We start from the raw sequence: 22,485 nt of genomic DNA, 5'->3' as shown, positions 1-22,485 counted from the left end.
CCGACCGTTCACAGCGTCCTCGCTGTGTTCTTCAAAGGAACCTCGTCTCAGAGAGACGGGGTATCAACATATCTGGCGTTGATTTTTGGCACGCTGTTGAGTTCTCAAGGAACGGACGCTTCCTTTGTACTCACCCTCTCGGGCTTTCCTCCGGGCAGTTTCCCTTCGGTCTTGCGTTTCCGACTCTATCAGATCCTTTCGGCGTCTGATTCCCAGTCAGCGGGGGTTGTCTTCCCGGCCGCTCGGGCCGTTCCGACGAGTGAGACTTTAGCGGATTCCTGCGCCCCGCGCTAATCGGGGCTTCGTCCTTATCGAACGCGGATTCCTCATTTCGCGAATACACACGCCAATAGAACGACAGCAGCCGGATCGGCGGCAGTCGACTAGTGGTTGGTACTTGCGGAATGGCTGTCCGGGGACCGACCGGAGTCGGCGCTCACGTCGGACAACTCGGAGAACACTACGTATGCGGCCGGGGAGTGTCAACTCAGCCCCGGACAGGCCCCCTGCGGCGTACGCTGGGTGACATGACGACGCGTACGTACACCCAGCTGTGGTGGGCCGCCTGACGGCGGCCGGTACTGACGTACGCACTCAACGGCCGCCGCTTCGGCGGCCGTTCTCGTTTCTCCCTCCAGGACTCCCGAGGGCCGGCCGGGGACGGCGGTCTCGACCAGGAGGTGGAGAGATGACGCGGGTCTTCAGCGGGGTCAAGCCGACGGGGCATCTGACGCTGGGGAACTACCTGGGAGCCATGCGGCAGTGGGCGACGGTCGACCAGCACCGGTCGGAGTCGCTGTTCTGCATCGTCGACCTGCACGCGCTGACCGTCGACCACGATCCGGCGCGGGTGCGGCGGCTGAGTCGGCAGGCGGCGACGCTGTTGCTGGCCGCCGGGCTGGATCCGGAGCTGTGCACCGTCTTCGTACAGAGTCATGTGGACGAGCACACCCGGCTGTCGTACGTCCTGGAGTGCGTGGCCACGGACGGCGAGATGCGGCGGATGATCCAGTACAAGGAGAAGGCCGCGCGGGAGCGGGCGCGGGGCGGGAGTGTGCGGCTGTCGCTGCTGACGTATCCGGTGCTGATGGCGGCGGACATCCTGGCGTACGGAGCTGACGAGGTGCCGGTCGGGGACGACCAGGCCCAGCATGTGGAGCTGACCCGGGATCTGGCGCTGCGGTTCAACCAGCGGTACGGCGGCACGTTCGTGGTGCCCCGGGCCACGCTGCCGACGGTGGCTGCGCGGGTGATGAACCTCCAGGACCCGACGTCGAAGATGGGCAAGAGCGACGACTCGGGGCCGGGGATCGTCTATCTGCTCGACGAGCCGAACGTGGTGCGCAGGAAGGTCATGCGGGCCGTGACCGACAGCGGGCACGAGGTCGTCTACGACCGGGAGGCGCGGCCGGGACTGGCGAATCTGCTGGAGATCCTCGCGGCCTGCACGGGTGGGAACCCATCGGACCTGAGCGGTGTATATGAGTCGTACGGCGCCTTGAAGAAGGACACCGCGGAGGCCGTGGTCGAGGTCCTGAGGCCCGTGCAGGAGAGGCACAGGGAGCTGTGCGCCGATCCCGGCCATGTGGAGGGGGTGCTGCGAGATGGAGCGGAGAGGGCGCGGGCGTTGGCCCGGCCTACGGTGGACGCCGCTTATCGCGCGATCGGGTTGCTGCCGGCCGCTGCGGCCGGGGGTGCGGTCGATACGGATGACGTCGTGACCGATGCCGTGCTGAACGCCGCGCGGTAGGCGCGCGGGCTGGTGGCGAGGCGCGAGGCGAAGTGCTGACGCATGCTGACCTCGCTGCCGAAGCCCGCGCGGCGGGCCACCTCGGGCATGGGCAGGTCGGTCCGTTCGAGGAGCTTCCGGGCGGCGGCGATGGGGCGGCGGAGGTCAGTCCTTCTTGCCGGAGGCGAGTTGGCGGCTGCGGTCGCGGGCGGCTTCGAGGGCGGCGATGAGGGCGGCTCGTACGCCGTGGTTCTCGAGTTCGCGGATGGCGTTGATGGTGGTGCCCGCGGGTGACGTGACGTTCTCGCGGAGCTTGACCGGGTGTTCGCCGCTGTCGCGGAGCATGGTGGCGGCGCCGATCGCGGACTGGACGATCAGGTCGTGGGCCTTGTCGCGGGGCAGGCCGAGCAGGATGCCGGCGTCGGTCATGGCCTCGACCAGGTAGAAGAAGTACGCCGGTCCCGAGCCGGAGAGGGCGGTGCAGGCGTCCTGCTGGGACTCGGGGACCCGGAGCGTCTTGCCGACGGCGCCGAAGATCTCCTCGGTGTGGGCGAGGTGGTCGGCGGTGGCGTGGGTGCCGGCGGAGATGACGGACATGGCTTCGTCGACGAGGGCGGGGGTGTTCGTCATGACGCGGACGACGGGGGTGCCCTTGGTGAGGCGCTCCTCGAAGAAGGAGGTGGGGATGCCCGCCGCGCCGCTGATGATGAGGCGGTCGGCGGGGACGTGCGGGGCGAGTTCGTCGAGGAGGGTGCCCATGTCCTGCGGTTTGACCGTGAGGATCAGGGTGTCGGCGGTCTTGGCGGCTTCCGGGTTGGTGACCGGGGTGACTCCGTAGCGAGTGCGGAGTTCGTCGGCCCGCTCCTGGCGGCGGGCGGTGACCAGGAGGTCGGCCGGGGCCCAGCCGGCGCGGATCATTCCGCTGAGCAGGGCTTCGCCGATCTTGCCGGTGCCGAGGACTGCGACTTTCTGACTCATACGGCTCAGTCTGGCACCGGGTCGAGGGGCGGAGGGCAGCTGTCCGCTGGGCGGAACGTGCTGGGACGGCTCCTCACCCCGCCACGCTCCTCATGCCCTCGTACACCCTACGCCGCCGTGCTTCCTACGCCGTCCTCCGCCGCAGGGTCGCCGCGCCGAGGCAGAGCACCAGCAGGGCGCATCCGGCGACGATCAGGGCGTCCCGTACGAAGGTGGCGGTCATGTCGGTGTGCCGGAGGACCTCGTTCATGCCGTCGACGGCGTAGGACATCGGCAGGACGTCGGAGATGGCCTCCAGGACGGGGAGCATGTTGGCGCGCGGGGTGAACAGGCCGCAGAGGAGGAGCTGGGGGAAGATCACGGCCGGCATGAACTGGACGGCCTGGAACTCCGAGGCGGCGAAGGCCGAGACGAAGAGGCCGAGGGCGGTGCCGAGCAGGGCGTCGAGGAGGGCGACCAGCAGCAGGAGCCAGGGGCTGCCGGTGACGTCGAGGCCGAGGAACCAGACGGCGAGGCCGGTGGCGAGGGCGGACTGGATGATCGCGAGGGTGCCGAAGGCGAGGGCGTAGCCGGCGATGAGGTCGCCTTTGCCCAGCGGCATGGCGAGGAGGCGTTCGAGGGTGCCGGAGGTGCGTTCGCGCAGGGTGGCGATGGAGGTGACGAGGAACATCGTGATCAGCGGGAAGATCCCGAGGAGGGAGGCGCCGATGCCGTCGAAGGTGCGCGGGCTGCCGTCGAAGACGTAGCGCAGCAGCAAGAGCATCACGCAGGGGATCAGGATCAGCATCGCGATGGTGCGCGGGTCGTGGCGGAGCTGGCGCAGGACCCGGGCCGCGGTGGCGGTGGTGCGGGCTGCGCTGAGGGCCCGGGTGGGGGTGGGCGTGAGCGCCGGGGTGGTGGCCTGGGTGGTCATCGTGTGTGCTCCTTCGTACGGCTTGCCTCGACGGCCTGGTCGACCAGGTGCAGGAAGGCCTCCTCGACGGTCTCGGAGCGGGTGCGGGTGCGCAGGGCGTCCGGGGTGTCGTCGGCGAGGATCTGGCCCTCGCGCATGAGGAGGAGGCGGTGGCAGCGCTCGGCCTCGTCCATGACGTGGGAGGAGATGAGGAGGGTGGCGCCGCGGCGGGCGGCGATGTCGTGGAAGAGCTGCCAGAGGTCGCGGCGCAGGACGGGGTCGAGGCCGACGGTGGGTTCGTCGAGGACGAGGAGTTCGGGGGTGCCGAGGAGTGCGACGGCGAGGGAGACGCGGCTGCGCTGGCCGCCGGAGAGGTTGCCGGCGAGGGCGTCGCCGTGGGTGGTGAGGTCGACGTCGGTGATGGCCTGGGTGACGTCGGCGTGGCGGCGGTCGGCGGCGGCGCGGCCGGGGGAAAGGATCGCGGCGAAGTAGTCGAGGTTCTGGCGGACGGTCAGGTCGTCGTAGACGGAGGGGGCTTGGGTGACGTAGCCGATGCGGGTGCGCAGGGTGGGGTGGCCGGCGGGGCGGCCGAGGACGTCGAGGGTGCCGGTGACCTTGGCCTGGGTGCCGACGACGGAGCGCATCAGCGTGGACTTGCCGCATCCCGAGGGGCCGAGCAGGCCGGTGATCTGGCCGCGGGGGACGTCGAAGTCGAGGCCGCGCAGGACGGTGCGGGGGCCGCGGACGACGGTGAGTTCGCGGGCGTGGACGGCCTCGGCCACGGTGCCGGTGTCCCCGGTGTCGGGCGGGGCGGTCACTTTATTCATCATGCGATGAATAATGCTCTCGCAGACGGGACCCGTCAAGCGGGGTGCGCGGGACGGCGCAGGCGCGTGGTGGCGTGATCGGAAGCGGGTGGTCCGGTTGCGCGCTCCCGATTCCCCCGTCCGCGCACGAGAACCCGCTGCGCGATCAACTGCCGCTACCGACAATGGATTTCAGTGCCGCACACTCCCCCGGTGCGGCACGCCCACGCATCTCCCGCTCGGTTCGCAACCGGAGGTGCTCCGCTCATGCGCTGTCGCGTAGGCAAGGCCGATGTGTTCGCTTCCCTCGTCGTGTTTCTCGTCGCGCTGCCCCTGTGTGTGGGCATCGCCATCGCGTCCGGTGTCCCCGCCGAACTGGGGCTGGTCACCGGGATCGTCGGCGGGCTGGTCGCCGGCGCGCTGCCCGGCAGCAGCCTCCAGGTGAGCGGCCCGGCGGCGGGACTGACCGTGCTGGTCTACGAGGCCGTGCAGCGGTACGGCGTCGAGGTGCTCGGGGTGCTGGTGCTCGGGGCCGGGCTGGTGCAGCTCGGGCTCGGGGCGCTGCGGCTCGGGCGGTGGTTCCGGGCCGTGTCCATGGCGGTCGTCCAGGGGATGCTCGCCGGGATCGGGCTCGTGCTGGTCGCCGGACAGGTCTACGCCCTGGGCGACGCGGCCGCGCCGGCGAGCGGGCTCGGCAAGCTCGCGGGGCTGGTGGCGCTGCCGCGGCTGGTGGATCCGGTGGCGTTGTCAGTGGGGGCTGCCACCATGGTCGTACTGCTGCTGTGGCCTCGGTGGCGGCGGGGGGCTCGGCTGGTGCCGGCGCCGTTGGTGGCGGTGGCGCTGGCGTCGGTGGTGACCGGGGTGGGCGACCTGGCGGTGCGGCGGGTCGAGGTGCGGGGGCTGGTGGATGCCGTACGGCTGCCGCAGGCGGCGGACTTCGGACGGCTGACGGAAGTGGGGGTGATCGGGACGGTCGTGGCGTTCGCGTTGATCGCGTCGGCGGAGTCGCTGTTCAGCGCGGCGGCGGTAGACCGGCTGCACGCGGGACGGCGGACGGAGTACGACCGGGAGCTGATGGCGCAGGGCGCGGGGAACGCGGTGTGCGGGCTGCTGGGGGCGTTGCCCATGACGGCCGTGATCGTGCGCAGTGCCGCGAACGTGCAGGCGGGGGCGCGGACCAAGGCCTCGCGGGTGCTGCACGGGGTGTGGCTGCTGGTCTTCACCGTCGTACTGCCGGGCCTGCTCGGGGTGATCCCGGTGGCGGCGCTGGCCGCGCTACTGGTGCACGCCGGGTGCAGGCTCGTGCCGGTGCGGGAGATGCGGGCGCTGTGGCGGGGGCATCGGGGCGAGGTGGGGGTGCTCGCGGTGACGGCGGTGGCCGTCGTCGTCGGGAACCTCTTCGAGGGCGTGCTGGTGGGGCTGGCGCTGGCCGTGGCGAAGACCGCATGGGACATCAGTCATGTGCACGTGGAGAGCGAGGACCGGGGGGAGGCGGGGATCGTCGTACGGGTGCTGGGGCATGCCACGTTCCTGCGGCTGCCGAAGCTGTTGGACGCGCTGGAGGCGTTGCCGCGGGACCGGGAGGTGCGGCTGGAGCTGGGCGGGCTCAGGCATGTGGACCACGCGTGTGCGGCGGCCGTGGAGGGGTGGGCCGCCGCGCGGGGTCAGGCGTTGGTGGCGACGAGCAGTTCGACGTCGTAGGTCTCCTCGACGATCCCGTCCGGGAAGACCTCCCGCAGGTGCCGCCGCTCCTCGGTGAGGAAGGCCGTGGCGCGTTCCTCACCGGCGACCAGGAAGATCGAGTGGCTGGCGATGTTGGCGAGGTGCGTGTCGAGGGGGACGCGGCGGCTCCAGCGGACCACGCGGTGGGCGAAGTCCAGGCGGCCCGAGGGGTCGGCGAGGGCGGCGCGGGCGCCGTTGCCGTTCAGGTCCACGCTCCGGACGGCACCGGCGTCGGCGAAGCTCTCGCCGATGCGGTCCAACTGGCCGACGATCCAGGGCACGTCGAGGGCGTGGGTGTTCCACCACAGCGCCAGCGCGCCACCCGGGCGCAGCACCCGCAGCGCTTCCGGGACCGCGCGGGCGGTGTCGGTCCAGTGCCAGGACTGGGCGTAGGTGAGGAAGTCGACGGAGTCGGCGAGCAGGGGGAGGTCGTTGCCGTCGCCGCGGACGATCGGGATGTCCGGGTGCGCGAGACGGAACTGCGCGGCCATGCCGTCCCCGGGCTCGACCGCGACGACCTCGGCACCGCGCGCCCGCAACAACGCGGTCGCGATACCGGTCCCGGCCCCGACGTCGGCGACCTGCGCCCCCTCGAACGACCGCCCGGCCAGCTCCTCGACCGCGTCGAACAGGGCGGGCGGATAGGAGGGACGGTTGGCGGCGTACTGAGCTGCGGCGGCATTGAAGGAATGGGCACGGGAGGCATGCGAGGAAGCCGTCATAGGGCCATCGTCGCCGGGTTGGGGGGTGGGGGCGGTGAGTTTTCGGTGAGAGCGGAAGGGGGTTTGGGCGGGCGCGGTGAGGCAGGGGGCGCCGGGGTCGGCCTCGGAGGCGGTGACGGTGGCGGAGGCGGAGGCGGTGACGGAGGCGGAGGCGGTGACGGTGGGTCTCTCCGGCCGCGCCGAGTTCTACCGCGAGCGGCCCGCGGACCGCGCGTACGCGCTGGGGCGCCCCCGCCGCCCCCGCCGCCCCGGCGCGCCCCGGCAAGGGGCGGCCCTGCACGGCGCAGCCCGGCGTCGGACGCTTCGCGGTGGCCGCTACCATTCGCCGGCGCTTGCCTCGCAGGAGGGTGCTCGTGGGGCGTGCCGCGAGAGGTGACCGCCTCGCCGGGGAGGTGTTCGGCCCGCGCGGTCGGTGTCCGCCGGGCGCCCCGACGCCCACCCCTCCCCCCCCCTCTCAGCCGTTGCGGCGCTTCCCCTTCGCGTTCTTCGACGGGTTGCCCGTGCGGCGGGACGTGCGCTGGTCGTGTCGCTTGCGGGCCGCCTCGTACTCCTCGCGGTGGAGTTTCTCGCCGGGGGCCTCTGTGAGGGAGCGGAAGAAGTAGGCGAGGAGGGAGCCGACGAAGCCGATGGCCAGGAGGCCGCGGAGGCGGGCCTGGCGCTCGGGGTCGGGGTGGCCGCCGAAGCCGTCCCACGTGGTGCGGAAGGCCAGCGCGCTGCAGATCGCGAACATCACGACGACGAGGACGGTCACGAAGCTGCCGGTGTCGGCGATCTGGAGACCCTCGTAGGCGAACCGCAGGATCAGGCAGGAGGCGGCGGCCGCGGCGAGCGAGCCGACGCAGACGGCGGCCCGGCGCAGGGCGTAGCCGCCGGAGTGGTCCACCCAGGTCGTGCCGAAGAAGCGCAGGGGCTCGGGGCGGGGGCCACCGCCCGCACCGCCCGAGGAGCCCGCGGGGATGTCCTGGCTGCCGGTTTCGTCGCTCACGCGTCGATTATGGCGCCGGGCCGGCCGCGGGCTCCGGTGGGGCTCAGACGGCGCAGCGCGAGGCCACGTAACCGTCGCTGCCGGTGAGGACGTAGGCGTCGGAGACGTACTCACCGTCGTCGATGTTGTCCCAGATCCTGGAGGTGCCGTAGGGCCCGGTCACCGCGGTGCCCGGAGTCTGGCAGAAGATCGGGACGCGCGAGCCCTCGGGCAGCACCCGCACGATGGTGTAGTTGGTGCCCGGTCCGCTGCGGACGTTGAGCCGCACCCCCGGAGCGACCGGGTACGTCTGGATGGTCGCGGCGACGGCGGCCTCCTGGACCTCAGCGCCCTCGGACTCTCGGGCCGCTCTGGCCTCTCCGGCCTCTTCGACACGGTCGATCGACATGACGAACCTCCCCCGTTGATCCCCATGGCTCCCATGGGATCCCGTTGATTCCCCTAAATCACGCCATGAAACACATGTACGTAACTCGCACGGGGAGACTAGCAAGCCGCCTCTGTCTCGTACGTGTCATCGACTAGGCTCCGTGCGTCGCGCGCGCGGACGATCAGCAGGGGGGTGGTTCCATGGCGCCACAGGGCAGCACCGGATCGGGCGCGGAAGCGGAACTTCCCGAGTACGCCGGTCACTACCACCTGGAGTCATGCCTCGGGTCCGGCGGGATGGGTGTCGTGCACGTCGCCCGGAGCACCTCCGGGATGAAGCTCGCGGTGAAGGTCGTCCACGCGCAGTACGCCAAGGACCCAGAGTTCAGGGGCCGTTTCCGGCAGGAGGTGGCGGCCGCCCGGCGGGTCAGCGGAGCCTTCACCGCCTCCGTCGTCGACGCCGATCCGGAGGCCGAACGGCCCTGGATGGCCACCCTGTTCATCCCCGGCCCGACCCTCTCCGACCATGTGAAGCGGAACGGCCCCATGGCACCGGACCAGTTGCGGCGGCTGATGGCCGGACTGGCCGAGGCGCTGCGGGACATCCACCGGGTCGGGGTCGTGCACCGGGATCTGAAACCGAGCAACGTGCTGCTCGCCGAGGACGGGCCGAAGGTCATCGACTTCGGCATTTCTCGGCCAAAGGACAGCGAACTGCGCACCGAGACCGGGAAGTTGATCGGCACTCCGCCGTTCATGGCGCCGGAGCAGTTCCGGCGGCCGCGCGAGGTCGGGCCCGCCGCCGACATCTTCGCCCTCGGGTCGGTCATGGTGCACGCGGCGACCGGGCGCGGGCCGTTCGACTCCGACAGCCCGTACGTCGTCGCCTACCAGGTCGTCCACGACGAGCCCGACCTGACGGGCGTACCGGCGAACCTCGGTCCGCTCATCGTGCGCTGTCTCGCGAAGGAGCCCGAGGACCGGCCGACCCCGGACGAGCTGATGCGCGAGCTGCGGTCGGTCTCGGCGTCGTACGACACCCAGGCGTTCATACCGTCCCAACGGGACGGCGGTGCGCCGAGGCCCGTACCGGAGGAACCGAAAGACGGCCGGCCCGAACGGCGACGACCGGGCCGTAGGACGCTCTTCGCAGCCGGCGCCCTGGTCCTGGCCGCCTGTGGTGTGTTCGCCTCAATCCAAGTGTTCGGCGACGGCTCCACCCCCGGAACAGGCGAGAGCAGCCCCACCGACTCCGCCTCCGGATCCGGCGGTTGGGTGTCGAAGCCGGTGTCGGAGAAGCCGGGGATGCCGCAATGCTCGTACGGCTCGGACAAGTTGCTCTGCGCGCAGTCGGGCGTGATCTTCGCGCTCGACCCCTCCGACGGCAGCCTGCTGTGGCGGCACTCCGTCCCGGCGTCCGCGCGGAGCGGCCCGCCGGTCCTCGCGGGCGGGCTCGTGCAGCCGATGACGGACGGGAGCCGCCGTCTGGAGGCGCTCGATCCCGCGACCGGCAAGGCGCGTTGGGAGCGGGACATGCCCGCGTACAACGGGCTGCGACCGGTCGGGGGCATGCTGATGCTGACCGAGTCCGGCGGGAAGGTCGTCGGGGTGGACGGTGCCTCGGGCGAGACCGAGTGGCAGGGCCGGATCCCCGACCAGAGCGCGCCGTACTTCGACTCCTTCACCGGGGACCCGCTGGCCTACGCGTGGAGCAACATCGGGGCCGGAACGAGCACCCGGATCGCCGCCGTGGACCCGGCCACGGGCGACGTGCGCTGGCACGCGGAGCTGCAGGGAACGCTCCAGCCGGTCGGCGTCTCGGACGGCTCCGTCTACTTCCTCTCCACCGACCACACCACCGGCGCCACGAAGGCGGTCGTCCGGTACGACCCCCGGTCCGAGGCGGTACGCCAGGTGGAACTCCCCGTGCTCCGCTACGGCGCCCGTGCCTCCGTCCACGGAAACGTGGTCTGCCTGCTCGCGGCGGGCGGCTCCCTGGAGGCCGTGGACATGAACGCGCGCAAGCGCCTGTGGAACTTCGAGACCTCGGTGAGCCGCGGCTCCACCCCCGTCTCCGACGGCAAGCACGTCTACGTCAGCACGGCCGACGGCCGCCTCCTGGCAGTGGACGCCCACAAGGGCACCCCCTTGGGCCAGACAAGGCCACGCCTGGGCGACAACACGGACCAGGTGACAGCGTCACTACCGGCACCGGTCCTGGAAGGCACGCGCATCTACGCATCGGCCCCCAACGGCACGGTATTCGCGGTCCCGACCCGCGACCCGGCGACCTGGTAGCCGTAAGGCATCGGTGATTGGTGCGGTTGTCCCGGCAATACGCCGCAGAAAGCGCGTACCGCCGGGACAACCGCACCAATCAACCATCCGACACCTTGAGCGCCCCGCCCCCCGCGCGGGGCGCTCCGCATGTTCAGGGTGACTGCGACCGGGAAACGCGGCGCGCTTATGCCGTTGACAACCCATAATTTGGCAACGGGCAGCGACCGGACGGGCACGGGGAGCAAGTGTTCGACGGACGGAGTGTCGGCTGCCCCGGGGGAGGTGCCATGACACCGGAACAGGAATTCGCCGAAGCGCTGCGGCTGCGCAGAAAGGCGGCCGGGCTCTCACTGGGCGAGCTGTCCCGCCGCGTCAACTACAGCAAGAGCTATCTCAGCCGGGTGGAGAACGGCGGCCGCCAGCCCGGCCCGGCCCTGGCCCGCGAATGCGACACGGCCCTCCACGCGGAGGGCGAACTGCTGGCGCTGTTGGGGAACCGGGGGGAGCCGGGGGCGGGGGCCGGGCGGGGGCGCCGGGGGAGAGGGGCCGGGCAGGGGGAGGGCGGCCGAGGTGTTCCCGGCGGCCCTGCGGGCCGAGGCGTTCCCGGTGGCCCTGCCGATCAAGGTGTTCCCGGCGGTCCTGCGGGCCAAGGTGTTCCCGGCGACCCCGCCGGCCAAGGTGTTCCCGGCGGCCCCGCCGGCCAAGGCGGTTCGCGCGGACCCGGCGGCTCGGGTGACGTGGGCGGGGCCCGCGGTTCCGGCCCGGCGGGTGCCGGTGGCTCAGCCCTCGCGGGTCCCCGCGGTTCGGGTCCGGTCGGCGCCGGTGCCTCCGTCCCCGCCGGTCCCCGTAGCCCCGCCGCCACCCACCGCCCCCGCACCTCCGTCGGCCCGGCTCGTGCCGGATCCGTCGGCAGGGGCGCTCATCCCGCCCGACTCCCCCTCTTCGGCGCCGAGTTCGAGCAGCTCGTCCGGCGCGGAGACGCCCGGCATCTGCTCGGGGACATGTACGAGGCCGGGCGGCTCTATCTGGAGGCCTACCGGGCCGCCGAGGGGGACGAACTCGCGCGGGCCCACGCCGTCGTGCGGTGTGCCCGGCGCTGGTCGGACCCCGGACAGGTGGACCGCGACCTCCTCGCCCGGATCGACGAGAGCCTCAGGGCGCTCCACGGCCGCGACGACCTTCCCGCCGTGGAGTTACGGCTGCGGCTCACCGCCCACCGCGCCAAGAAGCTGTCCATGGGCGTAGGCGACGACACCGCGGTCCCCGGCGCCGAGCCCGCCACCGGCGCGGACCGCGCCCGCGGGATCCTCCGGGAGTTACGGGAGCGGCTGCCCGACGTCACCCCCGAGACCCACTGCGAGGTGCTCACCGAATGCCGCTGGGCGCTCTACGACTTCGCCCCCGCCGGTGAACTCCTCGCCCTGTCCGCCGAGTTACGGGACGTCGCCACCCGCTCCCGCTCGATGTACTTCGTCGGCGAGGCCCTGGTCGCCCTCGCCATCGACCAGTTGAGGATGGGCCGGGTGCCCGCCGCCGACGCCACCATCCGCCGCCACCGCGAACACGCCGCCCACCGCCACAGCACCCTCGCCCGCTGGCAGCAGCACACCCTGGACGCCCTGATCAACCTGTGGCAGGGCGAGTTCGCCGCCGCCGAGGGGTGGATCTTCGGCCGGGGACGGGAGTTGGCCGACGCCATGGAGGCCGACCTCGCGGTGCCCGCCGACACCCTCAGCCAGACCTGCCTCGGCCAGGCCTACTGGCTCCGCCACGAACAGGGCCGCATGGCCGAGCTGTTCGGCTCCCCGCTGATGTCCGGCGTCCGGCGCCGCGACTACTTCCCGGTGTGGCGGGCGGGCCTGGCCCTCGCCCTGTGCGAGACCGGCCGCCACGACCAGGCGGCCGACCAGATCCTGGCGTTCGCCGCCGACACCCACGGCTTCACGGCGTTTCCGCCGAGCGGCTGGGCGCTGCCGACAGCGGCCGTACTCGCCCAGGCGTACGCGGAGTTGGCGGAACACGCAGACCAACAGGCCAACGACACCGACGGCATGGGCTCCGGCGCACCCTCCGGCACCCCTCCCGGCCCCGAACCCGGCAGCCGACTCGCCGAGTTGCTCCCGTACGTCCCACCCCTGCGCGCCCTCCTGGACGCGCACCCCGGTGAACTGGTCCTCGCCGGCTGGCCGACCGTCCTGCTCGGCCCCGCCGCCCGCTTCAGCGCCCTGCTCGCGCTGGTCGCCGGCGAGCCGGAGACCGCGCTCGGGCAGCTGCGCCGGGCGGTACGGCTCGCGCAGCACTCCCCGGCCCAGATGGCCCGCCTGCGCCTGGACGAGGCCCGCGTCCGGCTGCGGTCGCCCGACATCGCCGTACGCCTGCCCGCTCAGGACCTGGCACGCACCGCGCTGCGGATCGCGGAGGAGCTGGGGATGGCCGGGGTCGCGGAGGACTGCCGGGAGTTCCTGCAGGCCGCTGCGGAAGGGCCGTTCACATCTCCAGCAGGACCGTGAACGGTCCGTCGTTGGTCAGCGACACCCGCATCTGCGCGCCGAACCGGCCGGTGGCCACGGTCGCGCCGAGCGCGCGCAGTTGGGCGACGACCTCGTCCACGAGGGGCTCGGCCACGTCACCGGGCGCGGCGGCGTTCCAGGTGGGCCGGCGCCCCTTGCGGGCGTCGCCGTACAGGGTGAACTGGCTGATCACGAGGAGCGGGGCGTCGACGTCGCTGCACGAGCGCTCGTCCGCCAGCATGCGGATCGACCAGAGTTTGCGGGCCAGTTGGGCGGCCTTCTCCTTGGTGTCCTCGTGGGTCACCCCGACCAGGACGCACAGGCCCTCGCCGTCGATCGCCCCGACCGTCTCGCCGTCCACGACGACGCTCGCGCCGTCCACCCTCTGCACCACCGCTCGCATACGACCATCATGCCGGGCCCGTCCGCAGGGGTCCGTCCGACCGGGTCCTGCGGGGGTCTGTTTCTGATCCTTAACCCCCCATCTGGGGCCGTTCGGGGGCACTCGGTCACATAGCGGCCACTTGGGGTGGCACGATGCTTCCACACGCCGGTGTTCCACCCACCGGACGAGGGGACGGTAGAGGGACATGAGCACACCGAGTACCGGGCGGCCGGTCACCGGGCGACCGCCGGCGCAACGTACGGACAGCCCGCTGCTGCCGACGGAGCCGGCGCGCCCCGACCTCGCCGCCCTGAGCCTGTCCGAACTGCGCACCCTGCGCCGGGACGCCCAGCGGGACGAGGCGGACCTCAGCTATGTGCGCCGGCTGCTCCAGGGCCGTATCGACATCCTGCGGGCCGAGCTGGTCCGGCGCTCCCCGGCGGGCGCGGGCGCGGTGGTCGACCGGCTCCCGGAGATCCTCACCGACGCCCCGGCCCGCCACCGCTCCTCGGCCCGCCATGTCACCCTGGGCACCCCGCAGAGCGAGGAGTACCGCCTCCTCGCCGCCGAGATGCTCGCCGAGGTCGAGCTCTCCGCCCTGGACGCCCGCACCGACCTCGAACTCGACACCGCGATGGGCCGCCTGGTCCGCTACGAACAACAGGTCTCCAGCCGCCGCCAGCACCTCCAGCACACGGCGGACGAGGCCGGCGCGGAGATCACGCGGCGGTATCGGGAGGGCGAGGCCCAGGTGGAGGACCTGCTGACGTAGAGCCGTCTCCGGAGAGCGGCCGGGCATCCGGGCAGGCGGGCCGTTCGTCCGGGCGGGCGCGCCCCTGGGCCGGGAAATCGACGCGACACCGTGTTGCCGCGCGCCTACCGTGGCCCCATGACCCGCGCGCGCTCCGACATCGACGTCCGCCCGATCACCGAGCCCGAGCTGCCCGAGTGGCTGCGTGCCGTGAACACCGGGTTTCTGCGATCGGCCGTCGTGGCCGAGGCCGAGATCGAGGCGCGGCGGGCCACCTTCGGGGACGGGCGCTGGACCGGCGCCTTCGACGGCGACCGCTGCGTGGCGACGTTCAAGTCCTTCGCCCAGGAGGTCACGGCGGTCGGCGGCGCCCTCGTGCCCGCGGACGCGATCACCGGCGTCACCGTCACCGCCACGCACCGCCGCCGCGGCCTGCTCACCCGCATGATGACGCGCGACCTCGCCGAGGCGAAGGAGCGCGGAGACGTCGTGGCCACGCTGATCGCCGCCGAGTACCGGATCTACGGCCGCTACGGCTTCGGCCCCGCCACCCGCACCACCACCTGGGAGGTCGACCTCCCGCGCACCGGCCTCGACCCCCGCGGACCGGACCTCGGACAGGGCCGTATCGACCTCGTGGACGCGGACGTCGTACGCAAGATCGGCCCCGAAGTGCACGACCGGGTGCGCCGCACCACGCCGGGCGCGGTCAGCCGGGACGACATGTGGTGGCAGGTCAACACCGGTGCCGTGCGCTACGACCCGAAGTGGACGGAGCCGTTCTGGGCCCTCTACCGCGCGCCCGACGGCACGCCGGAGGGCCTGGTGTCGTACGAGATCGACGACAAGTGGGGCGACGCAAAGCAGCCGCTGAACACGGCGACCGTACGGCACCTGCTCGCCGCGACCCCGGCCGCCGAACGCGCCCTGTGGCACTACCTCTGCTCGATCGACTGGGTCGTACGGCTCAGGAGCGGCGACCGCGCCCCCGACGACCTGCTCCCCGACCTCCTGCCGGACCCCCGGGCCGCCCGCATCACCACGCAGGCGGACTGGCTGTGGGTGCGGATCCTGGACGTCAGGCGGGCCCTTGAGGCGCGTTCCTACGGCGGTGAGGGCGCGCTGGTGCTGGAGCTGCTGGACCCGACCGGCCTCGCCGGCGGCCGGTACCTGCTGGAGGCGTCACCGACCGGCGGATCGTGTACGACGACCACCCGCGGCCCCGATCTCACCCTGGACGTACGGGAGTTGGCGGCCCTGTGGCTCGGCGACGAGTCGGTGACGCGGCTGGCGGCGCTGGGCAGGGTGCACGAACAGCGAGCGGGCGCCGGCCGACTGGCCGACGCCCTGCTGTCTCCGTCCCGGCGTCCTTGGTGCCCGGACATGTTCTGAGACTTCCTGGGTGAACTGGGTGAACTCCCTTTCCTCGGCGCCTGGTTGACTGTGTTTCGCATCCGTAGCGAGCTATTCGGTTGTGGCTGTGCGGGTGTCGCTCTTCGGTTGTCGGTGTTCAGTTGTGGCTGTGCTTCAGACCGACCGGGCTCTCGGCTCCCCTCCGGAAGAGAGCCCGATCAGCCGGACTGGGCGAGCAGCATCACGAGGACGACCGCTCCCATGCCGCTGATGGCGAGGCTCTTGCTCTTGAGCCCCACGGTCAGCGCGACGAAGGCGATGATGCCGATCGCGCCGAGCTTCCACTGCACGACCTGCTCGAAGCCGACGACCAGTGCGGCCAGGGCGATGGCGAGCGGCATGGCGGTCCTCCTTCGGGCCTGTTGACCAACCTTGAGAACGTTTGACCATGTGTCCCAAGGTCGTTGAAGTTGGTAGCCAACTTCACTGTACTTATCTCCACTTGGAACAGGCTCATAACCACCTCCACGGAACTGCCATAAGATGGCGGGAAGTTGTAGTGTTTGGTCGTGGACCCGAAACACGCTCCCGTCAATGGACGGAAGAGGTCACAGAGGCCACAGACGTCCCCTCACGAGGTGGCCGACGAGCTCCGCGCCCGGATCCGGTCCGGCAGGCTGCGGGCAGGTCAGCGCATGCCCACACAGGCGCGGCTGGCCGACGAGTTCGGGGTCGAGCGCGGGGTCGTACGACAGGCGCTGTACGTCCTGCAGGCGGAGCACCTGCTGACCAACGTCTCCAAGGGCAGCCCGGCGACCGTCGCCCCCGACCTGGGACTCGGCCGTCCGCCCGCCGGCCCCGCGGGGCTGCCGCAGCCGACCATGGTCACCCTGGGCCCCCGGATAGCGTCGGCGTTCGCCGCTCCGCACGTCGAGATAGACGCCCTGTGCCTGACCTCGATCTCCCTCACGCTCGCCATCGGCGAGCCGCTGCGCCAGATCCACGCCGGACGGCTGAATCCGGCCAAGGTCGACGTCCGCGTGCTGCTGCCGAGCCGGGACATCGACCTGGCGTTCCCGGTCCCGGTCGAGGGCCACGGCGACGACGGCCCGGTCCGCCGCCGCTGGCTGGCCCAACGCAACGCGCAGGGACAGGTGTTGAAGCACAACCTGCTGGCACTGCGCACCACGCACGGCATCGACGTGCACGTAACCTTCCGCGCCCTGCCCTTCACCCCGCCCGTGAAGCTCTATCTGCTCAACGGCGCGGAGGCGCTCTTCGCGTACTACACGCTCTCGCGCAGCAAGCAGGAGATCGACCACCAGCCCCTGGAGATGTACGACGCGGAGGGCACCCGGTCGACGCTGTTCGCCTTCGAGCAGGGCGCCGGGCTGCGCGACACCACGTTCGTGGAGCAGTCGCACCTCTGGTTCAACGCACTGTGGGAGACGATCAGTTCGGAGCTGCTGCTCACGGACTGACGTCTCCCACGGTTCCTTGCAGGGGCGTTCACGGTTCATAGGGCGGGCCCCGCGACCAGCAGCGCGAGGACCACGGCTCCCGTCGAACTGATGGCAGGGTTCTTGGCCTTGAGGCCGACGGTGAGCAGCAGGAGCCCGACTATGCCGGAGGCACCATACTTCCACTGGAGGGTCTGCTCGACGCCGACGACGAAGACGGCGGAGAGGAGGGCGAGCGCAGGCACGATGGTTCCCCCTTCGGACGTGAACTGTTACCAACTACCGAAAGTTGGTAACCATCTCACTCATGTTGTTCCCGCTTGGTATCGGTTGACAAACAACTTCCGTACAACTCCCCATAGATGGATTGGAGTTGTAACGTTTGGTCGTGACCCAGGAGAACGTGGCAGTGAACGGCAGCAGGAGACTCTCGCCCCAGGAGATCGCCGACACCCTGCGGGACCGCATCCGCGAGGGCGACCTCAAGGCAGGAGACCGCCTGCCCACCCAGGCCGAACTCGCCGAAGAATTCGGCGTGGAGCGGGGAACGGTCCGCCAGGCCCTGCGCGCCCTCCAGGAAGACGGCTTGCTGACGAACGTGAGCAAGGGAAGCCCGCCGCGGATCGCGGAGGTCCCCGTCTCCTCGAGCGGCCCCCAGCCCACGATGGTCGGCCTGGCCCCCCGCCTCACCGAGGCCTTCGCCGCCCCGCACGTCCGGATCGACGCGGCCTGTCTGACCGCCGAGACCCTGATGATCGCCCTGGGTGAGCCGCTGCGCCGTATCCACGCGGGCGAGATATGCCCCGAGTCCATCGACGTCCGGATCCTGCTGCCCTCCCGGGAGATCAACCTGGCCTTCCCGGTGTCGGTCGAGACGGACAGCGGCGACGACCCGGTCCACCGCCGCTGGCTCGACATGCGCAACGCCCAGGGTCACGTCCTGCGCCACAACCTCCAGGCCCTGCGCTCCTCCCACGGCATCGACGTCAGGGTCACCTTCCGCGCCCTCCCGTTCACCCCCCCGGTGAAGCTGTACCTGCTCAACGAGTCGGAAGCGCTGATCGCGTACTACATGGTCGCCCGCCGCGAGGAACCCACCGACACCGGCATGCTCGACATGTACGACGTCATGGGCACCGAATCCCTCCTCTTCTCCTTCGAGAAGGCGGCCGGCCCGCGCGACGAGGCGTTCATCACGGAATCCCAGAAGTGGTTCGACGCCCTCTGGGCAACCATCACGACGGACCTGACACTCTCTTAGTGACTTCTGATACGACGCAGACCGAACTGGTGGCAGAAGAGATCGATGCGCTACGGGAGCTGATCACGCGCGCAAGGGTCGTGCTCTGGGACTTCGACGGACCCATCTGCCGCCTGTTCGCCGGTCATTCGGCGGACCGGGTGGCGGACGAACTGGTGGAGTGGCTGGCCGGCCGAGGTCTGCACAGCCTGCTGACCGAGGACGAGCGCCGGTCCCTGGACCCGCACGTCGTGCTGCGTGCCGTCGACCGCAGACGCCCCGGCAGTGACCTGGTCGCCGAGCTGGAGGAACGTTTGACCCAGGAGGAGCTGCGGGCGACCGAGTCCGCGATGCCCACCCCGTTCGCCGACCCGCTGATCCGCACCTGGAAGGCGGTGGGCTCGCGGCTGGCGATCGCCACCAACAACTCCCCGCGAGTGGTCCGCGAATACCTGACGAGCCGAGGCCTGACCTCCTGCTTCGCCCCCCACATCTACGGCCGCACCCAACACCTCAACCACCTCAAGCCCGACCCCCACTGCCTCAACAGGGCCCTGAGCGCGATGGGCTCGGCCCCCCACGCCGCCCTGATGATCGGCGACACCCCGTCGGACTACCTGGCGGCGAACGAGGCGGGCGTGCCCTTCCTCGGGTACGCGCGCAACGAGCGCAAGCAGAAGCTCCTGAAGGACGCGGGTGCCACGGCGATCGTCGACTCCCTGGCACCCGTGCTCGAGGCGCTCCGGACGCAGGCCTAGGCCTGGACCATCAGCAGGACGAAGATCACGGCTCCTGTGGACAGGCATGCCGTGTTGCGGGCCTTGATGCCCGCGCCGAGCAGGAACAGACACACCACGCCGAGGGCCCCGAAGCGTGAGCTGAACATCTGATCCACACTCAGCGCGAGCACGGCTAACAGCAGTTGCAGAACGACCATGACTCCCCCAGTTTCCACTGCCGACTACCACTTCCTGACGAGCGATCAACTTCCAGGCCAATTGGACTGGTTGCCTTAAGGTGGTGATGCCCTGACTGGCTGATCCCTTAACTGGCAGGAAAATTGGGCGGGTTACTTGACTGAAACCGGCGTGCCTGGCGCAGACGCGCGGTACGGTCGGCTGGTGAGTGACGGCAACACCGGCGAGGGCGGCGGCAGGGAGTTCGACCGCGTGGCGAGCGAGCTGCGGGCGCGGCTGACCGACGGCGCCTATCTCGTGGGTTCGCTTCTGCCGTCACAGCGCGCCCTCGCGGAGGAGTTCGGCGTCTCCCGGGACACCGTCCAGCGGGTGCTGCGGGAACTGGCCAGCGAGGGCTGGATCGTCTCACGCCAGGGCAGCGGGTCGCGGGTCGTCAGGGGGCAGAACGTCCACTCCCAGACGAGCGGCCGGCAACAGGGGCGCGTGGTCACGCTCCGACCGCTCATCGACCACGCCTTCGAACGGTCCGAGGTGACCCTCGATGTCTTCACCCTGACGTCCGAGTCGCTGGACACCCACATCCGGCTCCAGGCGGAACGCATCCGGCTCGGTGAGGTCGCCCCCCGCAGCATCGCCGTACGCATGCTGCTGCCGGCGGAGTCGCTGGACCCGCCGTACTGGCGGACCGGGGACGCCGAGGACGACCGGCTGCTGAAGGTCCGCTACCTGGACATCTCCCGGCGGCACACCGCGTCCGTACGGTCCGTGCTGCGCAACCTGGAGGCGGAGGGGCTCGTCGCCTCGGTGAGCGTGCGGATCCGCTTCGTGCCGCTGATGCCGCATGCCAAGCTCTATCTGCTCAACGGGTCCGAGGCGGTACACGGTCCCTACCGGATCTACCGGCGTCCCATCGTGCTGGACAACGGCACGGAGATAGATCAGGCCCTCGACGTGGTGGGCGTGGGCGCCGGGCTCACGCACCACGTCAAGGACGCGGATGATCCGAGTGCGCCGGGGAGCGCGTTCGTGGACGGCATGCGGGAATGGTTCGAGTCGGCTTGGGAGTTGCTCACCGAGCAGCCGGCGACAGAGGCTGAGCTGAGGCCTCCCGCTCCCGGCTGAGTCGTTCGAGGGCTGTGAGGACGGGCTCGTACGAAGTGACCACGGCCGTGGCGCCGTACTCCACCATCTTCTCCGCCCGGGACCGGTCCGGGGTGATGCCGAGGAACGGCGTCCGGGCTTCCTGGGCGGCCTGAAGGTCGGTGAGCTGGTCGCCGACCAGCACACAGTCGGTGGGGTCCAGCGACAACCGGGAGACGGCACGGTTCACGCAGTCCGGGTGCGGCTTCATGAGCCCCGCGTTCTTCGGATCCCGGCCGCACACCGACGTGAACAGCCCCTGGAGCTTCTTCTTCTTGAGATACATCCGAATGGCACGCTCGGCGTTGTTGCTCACGATGGCCAGAGGTAACTCAAGCGCGTTCAGCAGTTCCACGACGGCGCCGATGTCCGGCGTCGGTTGCGCCCGCCTGACCGCGTCTCTCTCCTGCCGGGCGACGACGCGTTCCGCGAGCGTCAGCGGGAGCCGAAAGCGAGGCTTCGGGTCGGCCTCGTCGTACATGGTCCGTAGTTTGCGAAGGATGCCGTGCGAGTCGTCGCACTTCTCGACCTCTTGATCGAGCGTGCGCCACATCCAACGCGCCCTGTCCTTGACCTTCTTCGCCACGTCCTCGGTGGACGCCCCGCCGAAGAGATCACAGACAGGTCCGTCGAAGTCGAAGAGCACCGCTCGGGCATCGCTGAGCAGGTTGAATACGGCTTCCGGGTCATCGATCGCGTCGCTCATGGGCCTCCTTGCCGTCCCGACTGTCCTTACCCTGAGTTGAGTCGGGGTATCCCAGGGTGGCGACGTGTCAACGACGGAGACCGCCAATGCGTGACGCGGCGGCGATCGACGTGTCCAATGGATGAGTTCTCCGTCTGAGCACGGCTCAGGAGGAGTAATGTGCCCCATCCCTTACACCTGCGGCTCCACCTGAACGGGCAGAACCCAGCGAATGACTACCCCCCAAGCGGTCTCCGAAGCCAAACGCCGTGCCGACGAACTGGTCGGCGGCGACGGTGTGGTCGAGGGCCCGCTCAAGGGGTACCACCACGAGACCTACGTACTGCGCCTGCCGGGCGGCACCCGAACCGTCAAGGTCCGTGAACCCCGCGCGCAGATCCTGTGGTTCGACCGCCGGTGCTTCCACTCCGAGGAAGAACTCCTACGCGCTCTCCAAGGCCGTATCACCCGCATCCCGACGGTCCTTGACGTCGAGGGCATGAAGCTCCAGAGCTTCATCGAAGGGCGGACGGTCGGGCGGTACCCGTGGCGGAACGGACGGGTCCCCGAGTCGTTCCTCGTCCAGATCGTCGGCCTGTTCCAGGAGATGGTGCGGATCACCCCGCAGATGCTGACGGTGAACCGGCGCTGCGAGAGCCGGGACCGTGCCGACGACGGTGACAGCAACGGATTTCTCGGCCGCCTGGTCGCCTTCTGCGAGGAGCAGGTATTCGAGAAGAACCGCCCGCGGTTCGGTGTTCTCTTCGACGAACTGGGAGTGAAGGGAGAATCGTTCTCCCGGCTTCGGGACAACGTGTCGGGGCTGACAGAACGCCCTTTCTGCCTTCTCCACGGCGACCTTCACCGCCAGAACATGATCGTCGATCCTGTCGGCCAACTCTGGGCCATCGACTGGGAATTGGCGATGCTGGGTGATCCGCTGTACGACTTGGCCACCCATATTCACCTGATGAAATACCCCGCCGGTCAGAGGGATCAGGTGACCCGGGCATGGCGCGAGGTGGTCGAGGGGGTCCGGTCCGGCAGTTCATTCGGTTGGGAACGCGACCTCCCGCGCATCCTCGCCTTCAAGAAAGCGCAGTCCGTTCCGACGGACATCATCCGCGTGGCGGAGTCGCTGCTGCCGGGTGACGGCACGTCGTTCAACTGGCGCGGACTTCCCCTGGCCGCACTGAAGTTGCAGAAGGTGCTGGGGAACGCGGCCGGGGTGCTCGGGATGAAGCGGGTGCCGGGTCATGCGGAGATCATGGGGGCGTTGGTGCGGTGGCACCGGATGCCAAAAACCGGGCTGACCGAACTCGATCGAACGTGACGTTTTCTCAAGCTGAAACGTTGCTTCTTGTCTGAGGCTGATGCGTCCTCTGCGAGGCCCGCGACCTTTTATGTTGTCGTGCCCAAAGGGCCGAGTGTGGACTATGGTTCGGTTCCAACTCGGCTCATTCACGGCTCAAGCAATCCGGAGCAGCTCGTGGGCGCAATACCCGTTCCTCGCCCTGGCCTTGAGGAACGTCTCACCCTCAAAGAAGTCGATGCCGTCCGC

At 70.4% G+C, this 22,485-nt stretch carries 22 protein-coding genes and 1 pseudogene; 11 read left to right on the top strand and 12 right to left on the bottom strand.

Features of this window, described 5'->3' with window-relative positions; translation table 11 throughout:
* The first annotated feature begins 688 nt into the window (after positions 1 to 688).
* Entirely contained in the window at positions 689 to 1,750 is a 1,062-nt protein-coding gene (trpS, locus tag ABZ896_RS05380) for a tryptophan--tRNA ligase (RefSeq protein ID WP_360922253.1), read from the top strand.
* Here trpS and ABZ896_RS05375 read toward each other — a convergent pair.
* From ABZ896_RS05375 to ABZ896_RS05360, 4 genes and pseudogenes are all read right to left on the bottom strand, one after another.
* A pseudogene (locus tag ABZ896_RS05375) lies at positions 1,654 to 1,881 on the bottom strand (helix-turn-helix domain-containing protein); the annotation flags it as partial. The gene trpS and the pseudogene ABZ896_RS05375 overlap by 97 nt on opposite strands.
* Before the next feature lie 13 nt (positions 1,882 to 1,894).
* The gene (proC, locus tag ABZ896_RS05370; RefSeq protein WP_360922250.1) at positions 1,895 to 2,707 is read right to left on the bottom strand and encodes a pyrroline-5-carboxylate reductase; all 813 of its coding nucleotides are present in this window, start codon (positions 2,705 to 2,707) and stop codon (positions 1,895 to 1,897) included.
* A gap of 124 nt (positions 2,708 to 2,831) precedes the next feature.
* Positions 2,832 to 3,620 carry an ABC transporter permease gene (locus ABZ896_RS05365; RefSeq protein WP_360922247.1) on the bottom strand — a complete coding sequence of 263 codons (789 nt, stop codon included), beginning with the start codon at positions 3,618 to 3,620 and terminating at the stop codon, positions 2,832 to 2,834.
* A complete protein-coding gene (locus ABZ896_RS05360) occupies positions 3,617 to 4,429 on the bottom strand; it encodes an ABC transporter ATP-binding protein (RefSeq protein WP_360922244.1) in 813 nt (270 codons plus the stop codon). The genes ABZ896_RS05365 and ABZ896_RS05360 overlap by 4 nt, the downstream gene beginning before the upstream one ends.
* A gap of 243 nt (positions 4,430 to 4,672) precedes the next feature.
* On the opposite strand from ABZ896_RS05360, the gene ABZ896_RS05355 reads away from it, so the two are divergent.
* Positions 4,673 to 6,106 (top strand): SulP family inorganic anion transporter, encoded by a 1,434-nt coding sequence (locus tag ABZ896_RS05355; RefSeq protein ID WP_360922241.1) that lies wholly within the window; start codon positions 4,673 to 4,675, stop codon positions 6,104 to 6,106.
* On the opposite strand, the gene ABZ896_RS05350 is transcribed toward ABZ896_RS05355, so the two are convergent.
* From ABZ896_RS05350 to ABZ896_RS05340, 3 genes are all read right to left on the bottom strand, one after another.
* Complete coding sequence (locus tag ABZ896_RS05350) at positions 6,070 to 6,849, bottom strand: methyltransferase domain-containing protein (RefSeq protein WP_360922238.1); 780 nt, start codon at positions 6,847 to 6,849, stop codon at positions 6,070 to 6,072. The genes ABZ896_RS05355 and ABZ896_RS05350 overlap by 37 nt on opposite strands.
* A 454-nt stretch (positions 6,850 to 7,303) precedes the next feature.
* Positions 7,304 to 7,834, bottom strand: a complete 531-nt coding sequence (locus ABZ896_RS05345; protein ID WP_360922235.1) for an EamA/RhaT family transporter — start codon at positions 7,832 to 7,834, stop codon at positions 7,304 to 7,306.
* Positions 7,835 to 7,877: 43 nt separating this feature from the next.
* Positions 7,878 to 8,222 (bottom strand): SH3 domain-containing protein, encoded by a 345-nt coding sequence (locus ABZ896_RS05340; protein WP_360922232.1) that lies wholly within the window; start codon positions 8,220 to 8,222, stop codon positions 7,878 to 7,880.
* A 182-nt stretch (positions 8,223 to 8,404) separates the two neighbouring features.
* Between ABZ896_RS05340 and ABZ896_RS05335 the strand changes: the two genes are divergently transcribed.
* Both ABZ896_RS05335 and ABZ896_RS05330 read left to right on the top strand, forming a co-directional pair.
* On the top strand, positions 8,405 to 10,501 hold the full coding sequence (locus tag ABZ896_RS05335) for a serine/threonine-protein kinase (RefSeq protein WP_360922229.1): 2,097 nt from the start codon (positions 8,405 to 8,407) through the stop codon (positions 10,499 to 10,501).
* Positions 10,502 to 10,770: 269 nt separating this feature from the next.
* Positions 10,771 to 12,993 carry a helix-turn-helix domain-containing protein gene (locus tag ABZ896_RS05330; protein ID WP_360922226.1) on the top strand — a complete coding sequence of 741 codons (2,223 nt, stop codon included), beginning with the start codon at positions 10,771 to 10,773 and terminating at the stop codon, positions 12,991 to 12,993.
* Here the strand turns inward: ABZ896_RS05330 and dtd are convergent.
* Positions 12,971 to 13,396 carry a D-aminoacyl-tRNA deacylase gene (gene dtd, locus ABZ896_RS05325; protein ID WP_360922223.1) on the bottom strand — a complete coding sequence of 142 codons (426 nt, stop codon included), beginning with the start codon at positions 13,394 to 13,396 and terminating at the stop codon, positions 12,971 to 12,973. The two genes, ABZ896_RS05330 and dtd, sit on opposite strands and share 23 nt — an antisense overlap.
* A 187-nt stretch (positions 13,397 to 13,583) precedes the next feature.
* On the opposite strand from dtd, the gene ABZ896_RS05320 reads away from it, so the two are divergent.
* Together ABZ896_RS05320 and ABZ896_RS05315 are read left to right on the top strand one after the other, a co-directional pair.
* Positions 13,584 to 14,150, top strand: a complete 567-nt coding sequence (locus tag ABZ896_RS05320; protein ID WP_360922220.1) for an aerial mycelium formation protein — start codon at positions 13,584 to 13,586, stop codon at positions 14,148 to 14,150.
* A gap of 117 nt (positions 14,151 to 14,267) precedes the next feature.
* Positions 14,268 to 15,521, top strand: a complete 1,254-nt coding sequence (locus tag ABZ896_RS05315; RefSeq protein WP_360922217.1) for a GNAT family N-acetyltransferase — start codon at positions 14,268 to 14,270, stop codon at positions 15,519 to 15,521.
* A 179-nt stretch (positions 15,522 to 15,700) separates the two neighbouring features.
* Here the strand turns inward: ABZ896_RS05315 and ABZ896_RS05310 are convergent, their stop codons facing one another.
* Positions 15,701 to 15,883: a hypothetical protein gene (locus ABZ896_RS05310; RefSeq protein ID WP_360922214.1), complete on the bottom strand. Its 183-nt coding sequence runs from the start codon at positions 15,881 to 15,883 to the stop codon at positions 15,701 to 15,703.
* Between the two features lie 162 nt (positions 15,884 to 16,045).
* Here ABZ896_RS05310 and ABZ896_RS05305 point away from each other — a divergent pair, with 162 nt between their 5' ends.
* Positions 16,046 to 16,963 carry a GntR family transcriptional regulator gene (locus ABZ896_RS05305; protein ID WP_360922211.1) on the top strand — a complete coding sequence of 306 codons (918 nt, stop codon included), beginning with the start codon at positions 16,046 to 16,048 and terminating at the stop codon, positions 16,961 to 16,963.
* Between the two features lie 35 nt (positions 16,964 to 16,998).
* On the opposite strand, the gene ABZ896_RS05300 is transcribed toward ABZ896_RS05305, so the two are convergent.
* Positions 16,999 to 17,187, bottom strand: coding sequence for a hypothetical protein (locus ABZ896_RS05300; protein ID WP_360922209.1), 189 nt, complete (start codon positions 17,185 to 17,187; stop codon positions 16,999 to 17,001).
* Positions 17,188 to 17,324: 137 nt separating this feature from the next.
* Between ABZ896_RS05300 and ABZ896_RS05295 the strand changes: the two genes are divergently transcribed.
* Both ABZ896_RS05295 and ABZ896_RS05290 read left to right on the top strand, forming a co-directional pair.
* The gene (locus ABZ896_RS05295; protein WP_360922206.1) at positions 17,325 to 18,203 is read left to right on the top strand and encodes a GntR family transcriptional regulator; all 879 of its coding nucleotides are present in this window, start codon (positions 17,325 to 17,327) and stop codon (positions 18,201 to 18,203) included.
* Complete coding sequence (locus tag ABZ896_RS05290) at positions 18,203 to 18,940, top strand: HAD family hydrolase (RefSeq protein ID WP_360922203.1); 738 nt, start codon at positions 18,203 to 18,205, stop codon at positions 18,938 to 18,940. The genes ABZ896_RS05295 and ABZ896_RS05290 overlap by 1 nt, the downstream gene beginning before the upstream one ends.
* Here the strand turns inward: ABZ896_RS05290 and ABZ896_RS05285 are convergent.
* A complete protein-coding gene (locus ABZ896_RS05285) occupies positions 18,937 to 19,119 on the bottom strand; it encodes a hypothetical protein (protein ID WP_360922200.1) in 183 nt (60 codons plus the stop codon). The genes ABZ896_RS05290 and ABZ896_RS05285 overlap by 4 nt on opposite strands.
* Before the next feature lie 184 nt (positions 19,120 to 19,303).
* Here ABZ896_RS05285 and ABZ896_RS05280 point away from each other — a divergent pair, with 184 nt between their 5' ends.
* Positions 19,304 to 20,221, top strand: a complete 918-nt coding sequence (locus ABZ896_RS05280) for a winged helix-turn-helix domain-containing protein (protein ID WP_360922197.1) — start codon at positions 19,304 to 19,306, stop codon at positions 20,219 to 20,221.
* Here the strand turns inward: ABZ896_RS05280 and ABZ896_RS05275 are convergent.
* Positions 20,169 to 20,945, bottom strand: coding sequence for an HAD-IA family hydrolase (locus ABZ896_RS05275; protein ID WP_360922194.1), 777 nt, complete (start codon positions 20,943 to 20,945; stop codon positions 20,169 to 20,171). The genes ABZ896_RS05280 and ABZ896_RS05275 overlap by 53 nt on opposite strands.
* A 211-nt stretch (positions 20,946 to 21,156) precedes the next feature.
* Here ABZ896_RS05275 and ABZ896_RS05270 point away from each other — a divergent pair, with 211 nt between their 5' ends.
* Complete coding sequence (locus tag ABZ896_RS05270; RefSeq protein ID WP_360922191.1) at positions 21,157 to 22,257, top strand: aminoglycoside phosphotransferase family protein; 1,101 nt, start codon at positions 21,157 to 21,159, stop codon at positions 22,255 to 22,257.
* Positions 22,258 to 22,485: the final 228 nt, after the last annotated feature.

Origin of the sequence: Streptomyces sp. NPDC047072 (assembly GCF_040643855.1) — a bacterium.
Classification (GTDB): Bacteria; Actinomycetota; Actinomycetes; order Streptomycetales; family Streptomycetaceae; genus Streptomyces.
This window is presented reverse-complemented; position numbering and strand designations above follow the sequence as displayed.

Excerpts from the sequence above, each read along its gene's own strand:
- trpS (WP_360922253.1), top strand. The coding sequence starts at position 689 with ATGACGCGGGTCTTCAGCGGGGTCAAGCCGACGGGGCATCTGACGCTG.
- proC (WP_360922250.1), bottom strand. The coding sequence starts at position 2,707 with ATGAGTCAGAAAGTCGCAGTCCTCGGCACCGGCAAGATCGGCGAAGCC.
- ABZ896_RS05365 (WP_360922247.1), bottom strand. The coding sequence starts at position 3,620 with ATGACCACCCAGGCCACCACCCCGGCGCTCACGCCCACCCCCACCCGG.
- ABZ896_RS05360 (WP_360922244.1), bottom strand. The coding sequence starts at position 4,429 with ATGATGAATAAAGTGACCGCCCCGCCCGACACCGGGGACACCGGCACC.
- ABZ896_RS05355 (WP_360922241.1), top strand. The coding sequence starts at position 4,673 with ATGCGCTGTCGCGTAGGCAAGGCCGATGTGTTCGCTTCCCTCGTCGTG.
- ABZ896_RS05350 (WP_360922238.1), bottom strand. The coding sequence starts at position 6,849 with ATGACGGCTTCCTCGCATGCCTCCCGTGCCCATTCCTTCAATGCCGCC.
- ABZ896_RS05340 (WP_360922232.1), bottom strand. The coding sequence starts at position 8,222 with ATGTCGATCGACCGTGTCGAAGAGGCCGGAGAGGCCAGAGCGGCCCGA.
- ABZ896_RS05335 (WP_360922229.1), top strand. The coding sequence starts at position 8,405 with ATGGCGCCACAGGGCAGCACCGGATCGGGCGCGGAAGCGGAACTTCCC.
- ABZ896_RS05330 (WP_360922226.1), top strand. The coding sequence starts at position 10,771 with ATGACACCGGAACAGGAATTCGCCGAAGCGCTGCGGCTGCGCAGAAAG.
- dtd (WP_360922223.1), bottom strand. The coding sequence starts at position 13,396 with ATGCGAGCGGTGGTGCAGAGGGTGGACGGCGCGAGCGTCGTCGTGGAC.
- ABZ896_RS05320 (WP_360922220.1), top strand. The coding sequence starts at position 13,584 with ATGAGCACACCGAGTACCGGGCGGCCGGTCACCGGGCGACCGCCGGCG.
- ABZ896_RS05315 (WP_360922217.1), top strand. The coding sequence starts at position 14,268 with ATGACCCGCGCGCGCTCCGACATCGACGTCCGCCCGATCACCGAGCCC.
- ABZ896_RS05310 (WP_360922214.1), bottom strand. The coding sequence starts at position 15,883 with ATGCCGCTCGCCATCGCCCTGGCCGCACTGGTCGTCGGCTTCGAGCAG.
- ABZ896_RS05285 (WP_360922200.1), bottom strand. The coding sequence starts at position 19,119 with ATGGTCGTTCTGCAACTGCTGTTAGCCGTGCTCGCGCTGAGTGTGGAT.
- ABZ896_RS05275 (WP_360922194.1), bottom strand. The coding sequence starts at position 20,945 with ATGAGCGACGCGATCGATGACCCGGAAGCCGTATTCAACCTGCTCAGC.
- ABZ896_RS05270 (WP_360922191.1), top strand. The coding sequence starts at position 21,157 with ATGACTACCCCCCAAGCGGTCTCCGAAGCCAAACGCCGTGCCGACGAA.